The sequence below is a fragment of the Streptomyces sp. NPDC014734 genome (assembly GCF_043083325.1).
In the GTDB taxonomy this organism is placed as follows: domain Bacteria; phylum Actinomycetota; class Actinomycetes; order Streptomycetales; family Streptomycetaceae; genus Streptomyces.
This window is the reverse complement of record NZ_JBIBYN010000008.1, coordinates 81,617-96,637: the sequence shown is the minus strand read 5'-3', so window position 1 is coordinate 96,637 and position 15,021 is coordinate 81,617. Positions and strand designations below refer to the sequence as shown.

Genomic DNA, 15,021 nt, shown 5'->3' with positions numbered 1-15,021 from the left:
TCTTCGTGTCGCGTTCGGGTGTCCCGGGGGCCGGGTCGCTGCCGGTGGTGCGGCGGGTGGCGCTCAATCCCGGACGTTCTCGAAACGTATGACGACGGATTTGCTGGCGGGGGTGTTGCTGATGTCGGCCGTGGCATCGAGGGGGACCAGCACGTTGGTCTCGGGGTAGTAGGCGGCGGCGCAGCCGCGGGCGGTCGGGTAGTGCACGATGCGGAAGCCCGGGGCGCGGCGTTCCACTCCGTCCTTCCATTCGCCGACGAGGTCGGTGCGGGCGCCGTCGGTGAGGCCGAGTTCGTGGGCGTCGTCGGGGTTGACGAGGACGACGCGGCGGCCGTCCTTGATGCCGCGGTAGCGGTCGTCGAGGCCGTAGATGGTGGTGTTGTACTGGTCGTGGGAGCGCAGTGTCTGCAACAGCAGTCTTCCTGCGGGGAGTTCGGGGTATTCGACGGGGGCCGCGGTGAAGTTGGCCCTGCCGGTCGTGGTGGGGAAGCGGCGTTCGTCGCGCGGGGCGTGGGGGAGGGCGAAGCCGCCGGGGCGGGCGACGCGGGCGTTGAAGTCCTCGAAGCCGGGGACGACGCGGGAGATGCGGTCGCGGATCGTGGCGTAGTCCTTCTCGAACTCCTCCCAGGGAGTGGCCGAGGCGGGGCCGAGGGTGGCGCGGGCGAGGCGGGCGACGATGGCGGGTTCGGAGAGCAGGTGTGGGCTCGCGGGGGTGAGGTTGCCGCGTGAGGAGTGGACCATGCTCATGGAGTCCTCGACCGTGACGAACTGTTTGCCGCCGGCCTGGACGTCCTTGTCGGTGCGGCCGAGGGTGGGCAGGATCAGGGCCCGGGTGCCGGTGACCGTGTGGGAGCGGTTGAGCTTGGTGGAGACGTGGACGGTGAGGCGGGCGCGGCGCATCGCGGCCTCGGTGACCCGGGTGTCGGGGGTGGCGGCGACGAAGTTGCCCCCCATGGCGAGGAAGACCTTGGCGTCGCCGTCGCGCAGTGCCCGGATGGCGCGGACGACGTCGTAGCCGTGGTGGCGGGGTGAGGTGATGGAGAACTCTTTGTCGAGTGCGTCGAGGAAGGCGGGGGAGGGGCGTTCGAAGATGCCCATGGTGCGGTCGCCCTGGACGTTGGAGTGGCCGCGCACGGGGCAGACTCCGGCGCCGGGGCGGCCGATGTTGCCGCGCAGGAGGAGGAAGTTGACGATTTCGCGGATCGTGGGCACGGAGTGTTTGTGCTGGGTGAGGCCCATGGCCCAGCAGACGATGGTGCGTTTCGAGGCGAGGACCATCGCGAGGGCCTGCTCGATGGCGGTGCGGTCGAGGCCGGTGGCGGTGAGGGTCTGTTCCCAGTCGGTTTCGTGGGCCGCGGCGGCGAATTCCTCGTAGCCGTGGGTGTGTTCCCGGACGAAGGTCTCGTCGACGGCGTCGCCGGCCCGGAGGATCAGTGTGTTGAGGAGCCGGAAGAGTGCCTGGTCGCCGCCGATGCGGATCTGGAGGAAGAGGTCGGTGAGCGGGGTGCCCCTGAGCATGCCGTGCGGGGTCTGCGGGTTCTTGAACCGTTCCAGACCGGCCTCGGGCAGCGGGTTCACCGAAATGATCTTGGCGCCCGCGGACTTGGCCTTCTCCAGGGCGGAGAGCATGCGGGGGTGGTTGGTGCCGGGGTTCTGTCCGGCGACGATGATCAGGTCGGCGCGGTGGAGGTCTTCGAGGGAGACGCTGCCCTTGCCGACGCCGATGGTCTCGGTGAGTGCCGAGCCGGAGGACTCGTGGCACATGTTGGAACAGTCTGGGAGGTTGTTGGTGCCGAATTCGCGGGCGAGGAGCTGGAGCAGGAACGCCGCCTCGTTGCTGGTGCGGCCCGAGGTGTAGAAGACTGCCTCGTCGGGGGAGTCGAGTGCGCGCAGTTCCTCGGCGATGACGGAGAAGGCGCGTTCCCAGGTGATCGGCTCGTAGCGTTCGGCGCCCTCGGGCAGGTACATCGGGTGGGTGATCCGGCCCTGCTGGCCGAGCCAGTAGCCGCTGCGTTCGGCGAGGTCGGCGACCGGGTGCGCGGCGAAGAACTCGGGGGTGACGCGGCGCAGTGTCGCCTCCTCGGCGACGGCCTTGGCGCCGTTCTCGCAGAATTCCGCGGTGTGTCGTGCGTCGCCCTCGGGCCAGGCGCAGCCGGGGCAGTCGAAGCCGTTCTTCTGGTTGACCTTGAGGAGGGTCCGCGCGGTGCGTCGTACGCCCATCTGCTGGTGGGCGATGCGGAGGCTGTGGGCGACGGCAGGCAGGCCGGCGGCGGCGTGCGGTGCCGGTTCGACCCGCGGGGCGTCCTGGACCGGGTCACCGGTGGGCGGCTTCGTGGCCATGGTGGACTTCCCTTCGGTCGGGCGCGGTCCCGTGGCGCGTGCCGTGGGGGTGTGCGCGCCGTGCGGCGGCCGTTCTCCCTCGATTGTCCTTGGTTCCCCGATCCTGTCACGCGGCACTGACAGTGAGGGGGGTCGAGCGAGGTCCGGTCGGGTTTGTCGGTGGTCCGTGGCAGGATCGGGGGCGTGGCTGAGACGGCATCGAAGAAGACGGCAGACAACCGACCGCGCCTGCTCCTGATGGACGGGCATTCCCTGGCGTACCGGGCGTTCTTTGCGCTGCCGGCGGAGAATTTCACGACCGGGTCGGGGCAGACGACGAACGCGGTGTACGGCTTCGCGTCGATGCTGGCGAACACGTTGCGTGACGAGGCGCCGACGCATTTCGCGGTGGCGTTCGACGTGTCCCGCAAGACGTGGCGCTCGGAGGAGTTCCCGGAGTACAAGGCGAACAGGTCGAAGACCCCGGACGAGTTCCGGGGGCAGGTCGAGCTGATCGGCGAGCTGCTGGACGCGATGCGTGCCGATCGTTTCGCGGTCGACGGTTTCGAGGCGGACGACGTCATCGCGACGCTGGCCACGCAGGCCGAGGCGGCGGGGTTCGAGGTGCTGATCGTCACGGGTGACCGGGATTCGTTCCAGCTGATCACGGACAACGTCACCGTGCTGTACCCGACGAAGGGTGTCTCGGAGCTGACGCGTTTCACCCCGGAGAAGGTCGAGGAGAAGTACGGTCTCACGCCGCAGCAGTATCCGGACTTCGCGGCGCTGCGGGGTGACCCGTCGGACAACCTCCCGGGCATCCCGGGCGTGGGGGAGAAGACCGCCGCGAAGTGGATCAAGCAGTTCGGTTCCTTCGCGGAGCTGGTGGAGCGTGCGGAGGAGGTCAAGGGCAAGGCCGGGCAGAACTTCCGGGACCATCTGGACGCGGTGCGGCTGAACCGTCGGCTGACGGAGATGGTCCGTGACGTGGAGCTGCCGAAGACCGCGCAGGACCTGGAGCGGGCCCCGTACGACCGCACGGCGGTGACGGGGGTGCTGGATGTGCTGGAGATCCGCAATCCGAGTCTGCGCGAGCGGTTGCTGGCCGTCGATCCGGGCGCGGCCGAGGACGAGTCCCCGGCGCCCGCGGCGGGTGTCGAGCTGGACGGTTCGGTGCTGGGCGCGGGCGAGCTGGCGCCGTGGCTCGCCGAGCACGGCGGGGAGCCGCTGGGGGTCGCCACCGTCGACACCTGGTCGCTGGGCGCCGGCACGGTCACCGAGGTGGCGCTCGCCGCGGCCGGTGGCGCCGCCGCCTGGTTCGATCCCGCGGAGCTCGACGAGGGTGACGAGCGGGCGTTCGCCGCGTGGATCGCCGACGCTCGGCGGCCGAAGGTCATGCACAACGCGAAGAACGCCATGCGGGTCTTCCCGGAGCACGGCTGGCGGGTCGGCGGTGTCACGATGGACACCGCCCTGGCCGCCTATCTGGTCAAGCCCGGCCGCCGCTCCTTCGCGCTCGACGCGTTGGCGGTGGAGTACCTGGGCCGGGAGCTGGTACCCGCGTCGGCGCCCGACGGCCAGTTGGCCTTCGGCGCGGACGACCGGGCCGAGGCCGATGCCCTGATGGCGCAGGCCCGGGCGGTGCTGGATCTGGGCGAGGCCTTCGGTATCCGGCTCGCGGAGGTCGGGGCGGCCGAGCTGCTGCACGACATGGAACTGCCGACGTCCGTGCTGCTGGCCCGCCTGGAGCGGCATGGCATCGCCGCCTACCGGTCCCATCTGGAGGGCATGGAGCAGCAGTTCGCGGGCGCGGTGCAGCAGGCGGTGAAGGAGGCGCACGCGGCGGTCGGCCGGGAGTTCAACCTCGGGTCGCCCAAGCAGTTGCAGGAGGTCCTCTTCGGTGAGCTGGGGCTGCCGAAGACGAAGAAGACCAAGACCGGGTACACGACGGACGCCGATGCCCTGGCCTGGCTCGCCGGGCAGACGGAGCACGAGCTGCCGGTCATCATGCTGCGCCACCGCGAGCAGGCGAAGCTGCGGGTCACCGTCGAGGGTCTGATCAAGACGATCGCGGCGGACGGCCGTATCCACACCACGTTCAACCAGACGGTGGCGGCGACCGGCCGGCTCTCCTCCACCGACCCCAACCTGCAGAACATCCCGGTCCGTACGGACGAGGGCCGGGCCATCCGCCGGGGCTTCGTCGTCGGCGAGGGCTTCGAGTCGCTGATGACGGCCGACTACAGCCAGATCGAACTGCGGGTGATGGCGCACCTCTCCGAGGACGCGGGTCTGATCGAGGCGTTCACCTCCGGCGAGGACCTGCACACCACGGTCGCCTCCCAGGTGTTCGGGGTCGACAAGCCGGCGGTCGACCCGGAGATGCGCCGCAAGATCAAGGCGATGAGTTACGGGCTGGCGTACGGGCTCTCGGCGTTCGGTCTCTCCCAGCAGCTGAACATCGAGGCGGGTGAGGCGCGCGGCCTGATGGACACCTACTTCGAGCGGTTCGGCGGGGTGCGCGACTATCTGCACCGGGTGGTGGAGGAGGCCAGGGCCACCGGCTACACCGAGACGGTCTTCGGCCGTCGCCGGTACCTCCCGGATCTCAACAGCGACAATCGCCAGCGTCGTGAGATGGCCGAGCGGATGGCGCTCAACGCGCCGATCCAGGGCACGGCGGCGGACATCGTCAAGGTCGCCATGCTCCAGGTCGACCGGGCGTTGACGGAGGCGGGGCTGAAGTCCCGGATGCTGCTCCAGGTCCATGACGAAATCGTGCTGGAGATCGCCCGGGGCGAGCGGGAACGGGTGGAGGAGATCGTCCGCCACGAGATGTCCACGGCCGTGCAGTTGCGCGCCCCGCTGGACGTGTCGGTCGGTGTGGGGACGGACTGGGAGTCCGCCGCGCACTGACGGGCGTGCCCGGTGGGGCGGGAGCCGGGCGGGGGCGGAAGCGGCCCGCCCGGCACCGGTTGTTCCGGGCCCGGGGTGCCGCAGGCCGGGGGTCAGCGGGGCGAGCGGGCCCGTTCGGTGCTGGGGGAGGTGGGTGCGGGCGTGCGCGGTCGTCGCAGCCGCATCCACGTCCCGTACAGCACCAGCCCCCCGGCCAGTCCCGCCCCGGCACCGAAGCAGGCGGTCGGGATGATATCCAGCGGGGTGTCGATGTGCCCGAAGTACGCGTACCAGCGCGCGCACCGGTGCGCGAGGCCGAGCAGTACGCAGACGCCCAGCAGCGTCCCCGCCGCCCGGCGGCCGCGTCGGCTCAGCACCGGGACGCCCGGCGGGGCCGGACGCGGCCCGGTGCGCCGCAGTCCCGACGCCGTGAACCAGGCGAGCACGCCCAGGGCCACCGCCGAACTGCCGTACTGCACCAACTGGAACACCGGGTATCCGGCGACGCTCGCGTCGAGCCCCGGGACCAACCGCACACCCCGGCGGCCGTGATGCGTGAAGGCGTCCCAGGCGACGTGGGTGGCGGCCCCGATCACCGCCGACAGCGCGAACCACGCCGCTTCCCGGACCCATGCGCCCTCCCGGACCCACGCGTCTTCCCGGACCCATGGGCCGGACCGGCCGTTCCGGGTCTCAGGGCCGCTCGCGGCACGCCCCCGGAGGAACGTGTGGACCCGCCCCTGCCAGGTCCTCGGCAACAACGCCACCAGTGGTTCGCGCACCAGCAGCCACAGTGCCACCGCCGCCGCGGTGATCAGCACATCGACCGTGAACACGCCCCACACCGCATGCGTGACCTGCCCGAACTCCATGGCGCCGGGGATCACCGAGTCCGCGAAGTACGTCAGGTCGGGGGCGAACGAGCCCGCGATGAGGGCCGACGCGAGGAGCGGGCCGCGCCCCGTGCCGTCGCGTCGCATCCCCGGTAGCACGGCCGCGGCATGACTGAGTGTGAACGGCATGGCGGCAAGTATGCGCGAGTCGCCCGTCGCCCGTCGCCCGTCGCCCGTCGCCCGTCGCCCGTCGCCCGGAGCCGTCGCCCACTGCCCGGAGCCGTCGCCCACTGCCCGGAGCCGTCGCCCACTGCCCAGAGCCGTCGCCCACCGGGCGGAGTCGGCGTCCGCCACCGCACCACCGCTGTACAACTTGGCGACCGGAACGTGAAAAACAGGTAAGAACCGGTCAGTACACAGTGCCCCGGCCGTACGAGTTGCCGTAGGGTCGCCTGAGTCCTGGCGCCGGGGAGCGCGGGCAGCCGACTACGGGGAGGGACCACGGGTATGGCAGCGCAGTTCGGTCGCCGACTTCGCAAGGGGGCGACCACCACCGCCGTGGCCGCCATCGCCGTGGCGGCGCTGTCCGCCTCGGGGGCACCCGGAACACCGCTGGTCAGCGCCGACGGTGACCCGCAGTCGGCGGGCACGACGCCCCCGCCGGACGACAGCGTGGCCACCGGCAACTCGCCCTACTACACGGAGCTGCCGCCGCTGAACACGTCCGACAGGCCGAGTACCACGACCGAGTCCCCCCTCACCGGTGGCTCGGAATCCGGCATACCGGCCTCGGTTCTGGCCGCCTACAAGAAGGCGGAACAGATCCTTGCCGACAGCGACGCCGCCTGTCGGCTGCCGTGGCAGCTGCTCGCCGCGATCGGCAAGGTCGAGTCCGGCCACGCCCGCGGAGGACGCGTCGACGCGAACGGCACCACGTTCTCCCCGATTCTCGGCCCGGTGCTCGACGGCCGGGGCTTCGCCCTGATCAAGGACACCGACAACGGGGAGTACGACGGGGACGCGACGCACGACCGCGCCGTCGGCCCGATGCAGTTCATCCCGTCCACCTGGGCGAACTGGGGCCAGGACGGCAACGGTGACGGCCGCAGGGACCCCAACAACATCTACGACGCGGCACTCGCCGCCGGCCGCTACCTCTGCGCGGGTTCGCGCGACCTGTCCCTCGCCACGGACCTCGACCGGGCGGTGCTGAGCTACAACCACTCGAACGCGTACCTGCGCACGGTCCGTTCCTGGTTCGACTACTACAAGCGCGGCACCCACGAGATCCCCGACGGCACCGGCACGGTACCTCCCGGCCTCGGCGGCGGCTCGGACCCGGGCCCCGGCACCACGAGCCCGTCCCCCTCGCCGTCCGGAAGCACCAAGCCGAAGCCGAAACCGAAGCCGAGCCCCGACCCGTCGAAGCCAGGTGGCGGCACCACCGGCCCGTCGCCGACCCCCACTCCGACCCCGACCCCGACCCCGTCCCAGACCCTCGCCAAGGTGGAGAACGCGGGTACCGGCCCCCTGTCCGCCACCGCGGGCGACGCGTTCGCCGAGCGGATCAAGGTGCGGGCCGAGAACACCCTCGGCGGCCCACTCGCCAAGGTATCCGTCACCTTCACGGTCACCGGTGACACGGACGCCGCCTTCACCGGCGGGAAGACCGCGGTCACCCTCCTCACCGGAGCCGACGGGACGGTCACCGCCCCGGTGCTGAAGGCGGGCGAGAAGACCGGCACGTTCACCGTGCGGGCCGTCGCCACCGGCCGCTCGCTGCCCGCCGTCACCTACGCCGCGACCGTCACCGCCCGCCGGGCCGACGCGCTGACCAGGACCGACGACAAGGTCCTGACCGCCGCACCCGGCACGGAGTTCGCCGACACCGTCGAGGTCGCGGCCACCTACAAGGACGCGGCCGCCACCGGTGTCGCGGTCACCGCCACCATGATCACCGACGCCGACGAGCCGGTCGAGAACGACAAGGGTCCGTACTTCGAGGACGCGGACGGCAAGGCGGTCCGCACCCTCGCCGACCTGAGGACGGACGAGCACGGCGTGCTGAAACTCCCGACGATCCACGCCGACGGCACCGAGGGCACGTACAAGCTGCGCCTCACCACCGAGGGCGGCGCCACGCTGATCATCGAGCTCACGGTCGAGGCCCCCGCCGCCTGACGGCCCCCGTACCACCGCGGCCCCTCCGCCACCCGGCAGAGGGGCCGCTCCACGTGTTCCCCTCTCGCGCCCGTGTTGCTACGGTGCCCCAATCCTGACGCACCATCAGATTCGTGCTCACCGGGAGGACCGACATGCGTGCCCTCGTCGCCGCCGCGATCGGACTCGCCGCGGCCCTCGCGCTCGTCCTCACCGTCAGCGCGATCGGCGCCCCGGCCGGAAAGACCTCGCCCAAACCCCTGCTGACCACCGTCCCGAGCCCCGGGAACCCGTGACCGCGAGCCGTCGGCACCACGAAAGCGGCGAAGCCGCAGAAGCACGAAGCAGAAGGAGGGCACCACCATGCGCCGCCGAGCCAGCCTCGTACTCCTGGCCCTCGCCGTCTTCTTCACCGCCATGGCGCCCCTGCTGCGCTGGTACGCCTTCCCGAGGCTGGCGAAGATCCCGCCCAGCCAGTACCAGGAGATGGTGCTGGAGGCGAAGCCCGCCACCCTCCTCGACTACAACGACAACATGAAGGTCAAGCAGGTGCCCCGGGTCACCATCGTGCAGACCCTCAAGGGCAACGTGGAGGAGTCCGAGAAGATCGAACGCGACGCCGGGCGCGACGTCGTCGTCTGGGACGCCCTCAGCTTCGTGGCCGGCCCGGACGGCAAGATGGTCTCCGAGATCCCCGAGCGCTACATCTTCGACGCCCACAGCCAGGCACCCGTCCACGCCACCGGCGAAATGGTCGACGGCGACCCGGTCAGGCGCGAGGGCATCGAGTTCAAGTGGCCCTTCCTCACCGAGAAACGCGACTACGAGTATTTCGACGCCCAGGCCCGCACCACCTCGCCCATCCACTACCGGGGCACCCGCACCTTCCACGGCATGGAGGTCTACTACTTCGAACAGACCGTCCCGTGGACCAAGGTCCCGATGCCGAAGAAGATGCCCGTCAAGGGCCTCACCCCGGACCAGATCGCGAAGACCGGCATGACCCGCTGGTACACCACCAAGCGGATGTTCTGGGTCGACCCGGTCACCGGAGCACCCGTCAACGGCGAGGAGGTCCACCGCGAGGAACTGCGCAACGCCAAGGCGATGGGCCTGCCGCAGGACACCGTCACCGTGTTCGCCGGGCACGTGAAGATGCGCGCGGACTACATCGACTCGACCGTCGCCCTCGTCAAGTCCCAGCGGGTACTGGTCCTGCTGCTCACCTCGTACCTGCCGTGGGGCTTCCTGGCGCTCGGTGCGCTGCTGCTCGTCCTCGCCCTGTGGCTGGAGGCGCGCTCACGCCGGCCTGACGCGGAACGCCCCGACGACGCACCCGGGGGCGCTCCCGGCCCGGCGCCCGCCCCCGTCTGAGCAGGGGCGCCGGAGGAAGCCCGATCCGGACGTCACCGGACCCCTCCACCCGCCCCGCCTACCGCCCCGCCCTCTTCGTGAACCGCGTCGCCTCCGCCGTCGTGGGATCCTCCGGCCACGGATGCTTCGGATAGCGGCCGCGCAGTTCCGCCCGCACCGCCCGGTACCCCTCCCGCCAGAACGACGCCAGGTCCGCGGTGACCGCCGCGGGCCGGCCCGCGGGGGAGAGGAGATGGACCAGCACCGGCACCCCGGCCACGGACGGCGTCTCCCGCAGGCCGAACAACTCCTGGACCTTCACCGCGAGCACCGGTTGCGTCCCCCCGTAGTCCACCCTGATCCGGGAACCGCTCGGCACCTCGATCCGGTCCGGCGCCAGCTCGTCCAGCCGGGCCGCCTCGCCCGTCGCCCACGGCAGCAGCCTGCGCAGCGCCTGCCCCGCGTCGATCCGCGCCAGATCCGAACGCCGCCGGGCCCGCGACAACTCGGGCTCCAGCCACTCCCCGGTACGTGCCGCCAGGGCGTCGTCCGACACATCAGGCCAGGGCGCCCCCCTCGTCCGCCGCAGAAACGCGAGCCGCTCCCGCAACTGCTCCGCCTCCCGCGTCCAGCGCAGCAGCCCCAGCCCCTCGCGCCGCATCCCGTCGGCCAGCGCCTCGCGCACCGCGGCGGGCGCCGGATCGCGCAACGGACGCACCGACAACTCGATCGCGCCCAGCCGTTCCACCCGACGGGCCACCACATCGCCGTCCGCCCAGCGGACCTCCTCGCCCGTGACCCGCACATGCCCGGCGGCCGTGCGGGCGGTGTCCTCGTCGATCACGGCGGCGAGCCGCACCCGCGCGGACGCCGCGTGGGCGGGCCGGTCGGCGACCGCGACCGCCAGCCATGACGCACGGTGCAGCCCGGACCCCTCGCCCACCTGCGCACCCGTCCCCGACGCCATCAGGAACGTGCCCGCCCCCCGCGCCCGCGCCACCCGCTCGGGGAACGCCAGCGCGGCCACCAGACCCACCGCGGCATCGTCGGCCGGGGCGCCCCCGGCGGTCCCGTCGACCGACGAGGAGAGCCGCCGGACCTCCTGCCGCCAGCGCGCCGCATAGCCGTCCCCGCCGCGCCGTGCGGTACGCAGCGCCGCGGCCAGATCGTCCCCGTACGCGCGCGGCGGCTCCTCGCTCAGCAGCGCCACCACCTCGGCAGCCCGCCGCCCGCCCACCTCGGCGGCGCCGTCCAGCAGCGCCCGGGCCAGTCGCGGATGCAGACCCAGCCGGGACATCCGCACGCCCCGCTCGGTGGCCCGCCCCCGGGCGTCCACCGCACCGACCGCCGCCAGCACCTCGCGCGCCGCCGCCATCGCGCCGGCGGGCGGAGGATCGAGCAGCGCCAGCCGCGACGCGTCCGGATCGCCCCAGCAGGCCGCCTGCAGGGCGAACGCCGTCAGATCGGCGACCGCGATCTCCGGGGACGGGAACCGCGCGAGCCGCCCGTCCTCCGCCTGCTGCCAGCAGCGGTACACCACCCCGGGCGCCTCGCGCCCGGCCCGTCCCGCCCGTTGCCTCCCCGCCGCCTGCGAGGCCCGTACGGTCGTCAGCGCGCCCAGCCCCCGTGCGTGATCCGTGCGCGGCTCCCTTGCCAGCCCCGAGTCCACCACCACGCGCACCCCGGGCACCGTCAGCGACGACTCCGCGACCGACGTCGCCAGCACCACCCGCCGGCCGTCGGACGACCCGGCCAGCACGGCGTCCTGCACCGCCGCCGGAGCCCGTCCGTGCACCTGGAGCACGTCGGCGTCCACGCCCGCCAGCATCCCCGCCACCCTGCCGATCTCGCCGACACCGGGCAGGAAGCACAGCACGTCGCCCTCCCGCTCGTCGAGCGCGCGGCGCACCGTGGCGGCGACATGTCCCAGCAGCGCCGGATCGACACGCATTCCGTGCGGCGGACGCACCGTCCCGGTGGGCGGCGCCCACACCACCTCCACCGGATGCGAGACGCCGCGCGCCTCCACCACCGGGGCGTCGCCCAGCAACCGGGCCCAGCCCGCCGCGTCCGTCGTCGCCGAGGCGGCGACCAGCCGCAGATCGGGCCGGAGCGTCTCGCGCACGTCCAGGAGGAACGCGGCGGCCGTGTCCGCGTCCAGGTGCCGTTCGTGGCACTCGTCGACGATCACCGCGTCGACCCCGGCCAGCTCCTGGTCGCGCTGGAGCTGCTGGAGCAGCACTCCGGTGGTGACCACCTCCACGACGGTCCCGCGTCCCACCACCCGCTCCCCGCGGACGGTGAACCCCACCCGTTCGCCGACGCCCTCACCGAGGAGCCAGGCCATCCGCCGGGCCGCCGCCCGCGCCGCGATCCGTCGCGGTTCGGCGACCAGAACCCGGCGCGCCGGGCCGTCACCGGTCAGGCCGGCCAGGACCAGCGGTACGAGAGTGGTCTTGCCGGTGCCGGGCGGTGCGCACAGCACCGCGGTCCCCTGCCCGTCGAGGGCGTGCTCCAGGGCGGGCAGGGCGGTGCGTACGGGCAGTCGTCGCAGGGCGTCGGTACGGATCACGCCCCCAGTCTCGTACGAGGCGCCGCGACGGCCGCACTCCGGGACCGGTCCCGGTCCCGGGGACCGGCCTCCGGCGCACGGTTCGGTCCCGCACGCGGAGTCTCAGTCCGTTAGCCGAGTTCAGTCCCGTACGCAGACGAAGATCGCCGTGCCCGGGATCAGATTGCCGCGCAGCGGGGACCAGCCGCCCCACTCCTGGTGGTTCCAGGCGGGCCACTCCGGTTCGACCAGGTCGACCAGCCGGAACCCGCCCGCCACCATGTCCCGCACCCGGTCGCCCAGCGTGCGGTGGTGCTCGACGTACACGGCCTCGCCCCGTTCGTCCTGCTCGACGTAGGGAGTGCGGTCGAAGTAGGACGCCGCGACCGACAGACCCTCGGGACCCGGCTCGTCCGGGAAGGCCCAGCGCACCGGATGCGTCACCGAGAAGACCCAGCGCCCGCCCGGCCGCAGCACCCGGTGGACCTCGCGGAACACCCGCACGGGCTCGGCGACGAACGGCACCGCGCCGTAGGCCGAGCAGGCCAGGTCGAACGACCCGTCCCGGAACGGCAGCACCCCGGCGTCCGCCTCCACCAGCGGGACGTCGCCGCCGATCCGCAGCGCGTGCTGCAACTGCCGGTGCGACAGATCCAGGGCGACCGGGCGGGCGCCCCGGGCGGCCAGCCAGCGCGAGCACTGCGCGGCACCCGCGCCGATCTCCAGGACGTCCAGTCCCCTCAGCGACCCGGCCGGGCCCAGCAGGCCGGCCTCGGCCTCGTCGAGCCCCTCGGGGCCCCAGACGAAGCGGTCGTCGCCGAGGAAGGTGCCGTGGTCGCCCTGGTACTCGTCGGCGTTCCGGTCCCACCAGCCGCGACTGGCCCGGCTGCTCTCGGTCTCCGAGGCCTCGCGGCGCGTCGCCTCGGGCTCGGGCGTGTACATCTCTTGGCTCATCGGGTCCGTCGTTGTAGTTTGCCTTCACCCCGTCGCACGCGGTGCGTACCAAGGGGTCGTCCGTCGGCGGGGTTCCGTGTTCACGGAGGCTCTCGCCCGGCCGACACGGCCTCGGAGAGCACGAAATGTGCCGGATATGGCCCGGTGCGCCCTTGGTGTGTGCCTTCGCGCATTGACCGTGCCCGGCCGCCCCCGTATGCTACAAGTTGCGCTGCGAGCCTGCGCGCCTCAGACCTAGCAGGTCGCGCTCGCATCTGCATGTATGTCCCCTCGGTTCACGAGGCGCCTCCCGTTCGGCGGGTCCGGTGCTTCCCGGGCTGTCCGGCTTCTGCAGAGGCGATACGGGCTCCTGGCGTAGCAGTACCTACGACTCACTGTCCGTACCGGAGCCCTTTCCCACATGACGAGCAGCACCGAGACCACCGCCACCACCCCGCAGGTAGCGGTCAACGACATCGGTAACGAGGAAGCCTTCCTCGCCGCGATCGACGAGACGATCAAGTACTTCAACGACGGCGACATCGTCGACGGCGTCATCGTGAAGGTCGACCGGGACGAGGTCCTGCTCGACATCGGTTACAAGACCGAAGGCGTCATCCCCTCCCGCGAGCTCTCGATCAAGCACGACGTCGACCCCAACGAGGTCGTCAAGGTCGGCGACGAGATCGAGGCCCTGGTTCTCCAGAAGGAGGACAAGGAAGGCCGCCTGATCCTGTCCAAGAAGCGCGCTCAGTACGAGCGTGCCTGGGGCACGATCGAGAAGATCAAGGAAGAGGACGGCATCGTCACCGGTACCGTCATCGAGGTCGTCAAGGGTGGTCTCATCCTCGACATCGGCCTCCGTGGCTTCCTGCCGGCCTCCCTCGTCGAGATGCGCCGTGTCCGTGACCTCCAGCCCTACGTGGGCAAGGAGCTCGAGGCCAAGATCATCGAGCTGGACAAGAACCGCAACAACGTGGTCCTGTCCCGCCGTGCCTGGCTGGAGCAGACCCAGAGCGAGGTCCGCCAGACGTTCCTCACGACCCTGCAGAAGGGTCAGGTCCGCTCCGGCGTCGTCTCCTCGATCGTCAACTTCGGTGCGTTCGTGGACCTCGGCGGCGTCGACGGCCTCGTGCACGTCTCCGAGCTGTCCTGGAAGCACATCGACCACCCCTCCGAGGTTGTCGAGGTCGGCCAGGAGGTCACTGTCGAGGTCCTCGACGTCGACATGGACCGCGAGCGCGTCTCCCTGTCGCTCAAGGCGACGCAGGAAGACCCGTGGCAGCAGTTCGCCCGCACGCACCAGATCGGGCAGGTCGTTCCCGGTAAGGTCACCAAGCTCGTTCCGTTCGGTGCGTTCGTCCGCGTCGACGAGGGCATCGAGGGCCTGGTCCACATCTCCGAGCTGGCCGAGCGCCACGTGGAGATCCCGGAGCAGGTCGTCCAGGTCAACGACGAGATCTTCGTCAAGGTCATCGACATCGACCTGGAGCGCCGCCGCATCAGCCTCTCGCTGAAGCAGGCCAACGAGTCGTTCGGTGCCGACCCGGCCTCGGTCGAGTTCGACCCGACCCTGTACGGCATGGCCGCGTCGTACGACGACCAGGGCAACTACATCTACCCCGAGGGCTTCGACCCCGAGACCAACGACTGGCTCGAGGGCTACGAGGCTCAGCGCGAGGCGTGGGAGACGCAGTACGCCGAGGCGCAGCAGCGCTTCGAGCAGCACCAGGCCCAGGTCATCAAGTCCCGCGAGGCCGACGAGGCCGCTGCTGCCGAGGGCGCTGCCGCCCCGGCCGGCGGTGCCCCGGCCGCCTCCGGCGGCAGCGGTGGCTCGTACTCCTCGGAGTCCGCGGACAACTCCGGCGCCCTGGCGTCGGACGAGGCCCTGGCCGCCCTGCGTGAGAAGCTGGCGGGTGGCCAGAGCTGAGGCTCTGCCCCTCCGCGGCGCCGGTCGGTGACCGACCGGAGTAGCTG

At 71.7% G+C, this 15,021-nt stretch carries 9 protein-coding genes; 5 read left to right on the top strand and 4 right to left on the bottom strand.

Features of this window, described 5'->3' with window-relative positions:
• Positions 1–63: 63 nt before the first annotated feature.
• Positions 64–2,340 carry an FdhF/YdeP family oxidoreductase gene (locus tag ACF1CT_RS15325; RefSeq protein ID WP_391784298.1) on the bottom strand — a complete coding sequence of 759 codons (2,277 nt, stop codon included), beginning with the start codon at positions 2,338–2,340 and terminating at the stop codon, positions 64–66.
• 183 nt (positions 2,341–2,523) lie between these two features.
• Here ACF1CT_RS15325 and polA point away from each other — a divergent pair, with 183 nt between their 5' ends.
• Positions 2,524–5,235, top strand: a complete 2,712-nt coding sequence (polA, locus tag ACF1CT_RS15320) for a DNA polymerase I (RefSeq protein ID WP_391784297.1) — start codon at positions 2,524–2,526, stop codon at positions 5,233–5,235.
• Positions 5,236–5,327: 92 nt separating this feature from the next.
• On the opposite strand, the gene ACF1CT_RS15315 is transcribed toward polA, so the two are convergent.
• Positions 5,328–6,236 carry a DUF4184 family protein gene (locus ACF1CT_RS15315; RefSeq protein WP_391784296.1) on the bottom strand — a complete coding sequence of 303 codons (909 nt, stop codon included), beginning with the start codon at positions 6,234–6,236 and terminating at the stop codon, positions 5,328–5,330.
• A 318-nt stretch (positions 6,237–6,554) separates the two neighbouring features.
• Here ACF1CT_RS15315 and ACF1CT_RS15310 point away from each other — a divergent pair, with 318 nt between their 5' ends.
• From ACF1CT_RS15310 to ACF1CT_RS15300, 3 genes are all read left to right on the top strand, one after another.
• Positions 6,555–8,228 (top strand): lytic murein transglycosylase, encoded by a 1,674-nt coding sequence (locus tag ACF1CT_RS15310; RefSeq protein ID WP_391784295.1) that lies wholly within the window; start codon positions 6,555–6,557, stop codon positions 8,226–8,228.
• A gap of 134 nt (positions 8,229–8,362) precedes the next feature.
• Positions 8,363–8,503, top strand: coding sequence for an SPW_0924 family protein (locus ACF1CT_RS15305; RefSeq protein ID WP_391784490.1), 141 nt, complete (start codon positions 8,363–8,365; stop codon positions 8,501–8,503).
• A 67-nt stretch (positions 8,504–8,570) separates the two neighbouring features.
• Positions 8,571–9,581 carry a DUF3068 domain-containing protein gene (locus ACF1CT_RS15300; RefSeq protein ID WP_391784294.1) on the top strand — a complete coding sequence of 337 codons (1,011 nt, stop codon included), beginning with the start codon at positions 8,571–8,573 and terminating at the stop codon, positions 9,579–9,581.
• Positions 9,582–9,639: 58 nt separating this feature from the next.
• Here ACF1CT_RS15300 and hrpB read toward each other — a convergent pair whose 3' ends face one another.
• A complete protein-coding gene (hrpB, locus tag ACF1CT_RS15295; protein ID WP_391784293.1) occupies positions 9,640–12,132 on the bottom strand; it encodes an ATP-dependent helicase HrpB in 2,493 nt (830 codons plus the stop codon).
• A 120-nt stretch (positions 12,133–12,252) separates the two neighbouring features.
• Positions 12,253–13,053 (bottom strand): class I SAM-dependent methyltransferase, encoded by an 801-nt coding sequence (locus ACF1CT_RS15290; RefSeq protein ID WP_391784489.1) that lies wholly within the window; start codon positions 13,051–13,053, stop codon positions 12,253–12,255.
• A 412-nt stretch (positions 13,054–13,465) separates the two neighbouring features.
• Here ACF1CT_RS15290 and rpsA point away from each other — a divergent pair, with 412 nt between their 5' ends.
• Positions 13,466–14,974, top strand: coding sequence for a 30S ribosomal protein S1 (gene rpsA / locus ACF1CT_RS15285; RefSeq protein ID WP_073788681.1), 1,509 nt, complete (start codon positions 13,466–13,468; stop codon positions 14,972–14,974).
• The last annotated feature ends 47 nt before the right edge of the window (positions 14,975–15,021 follow it).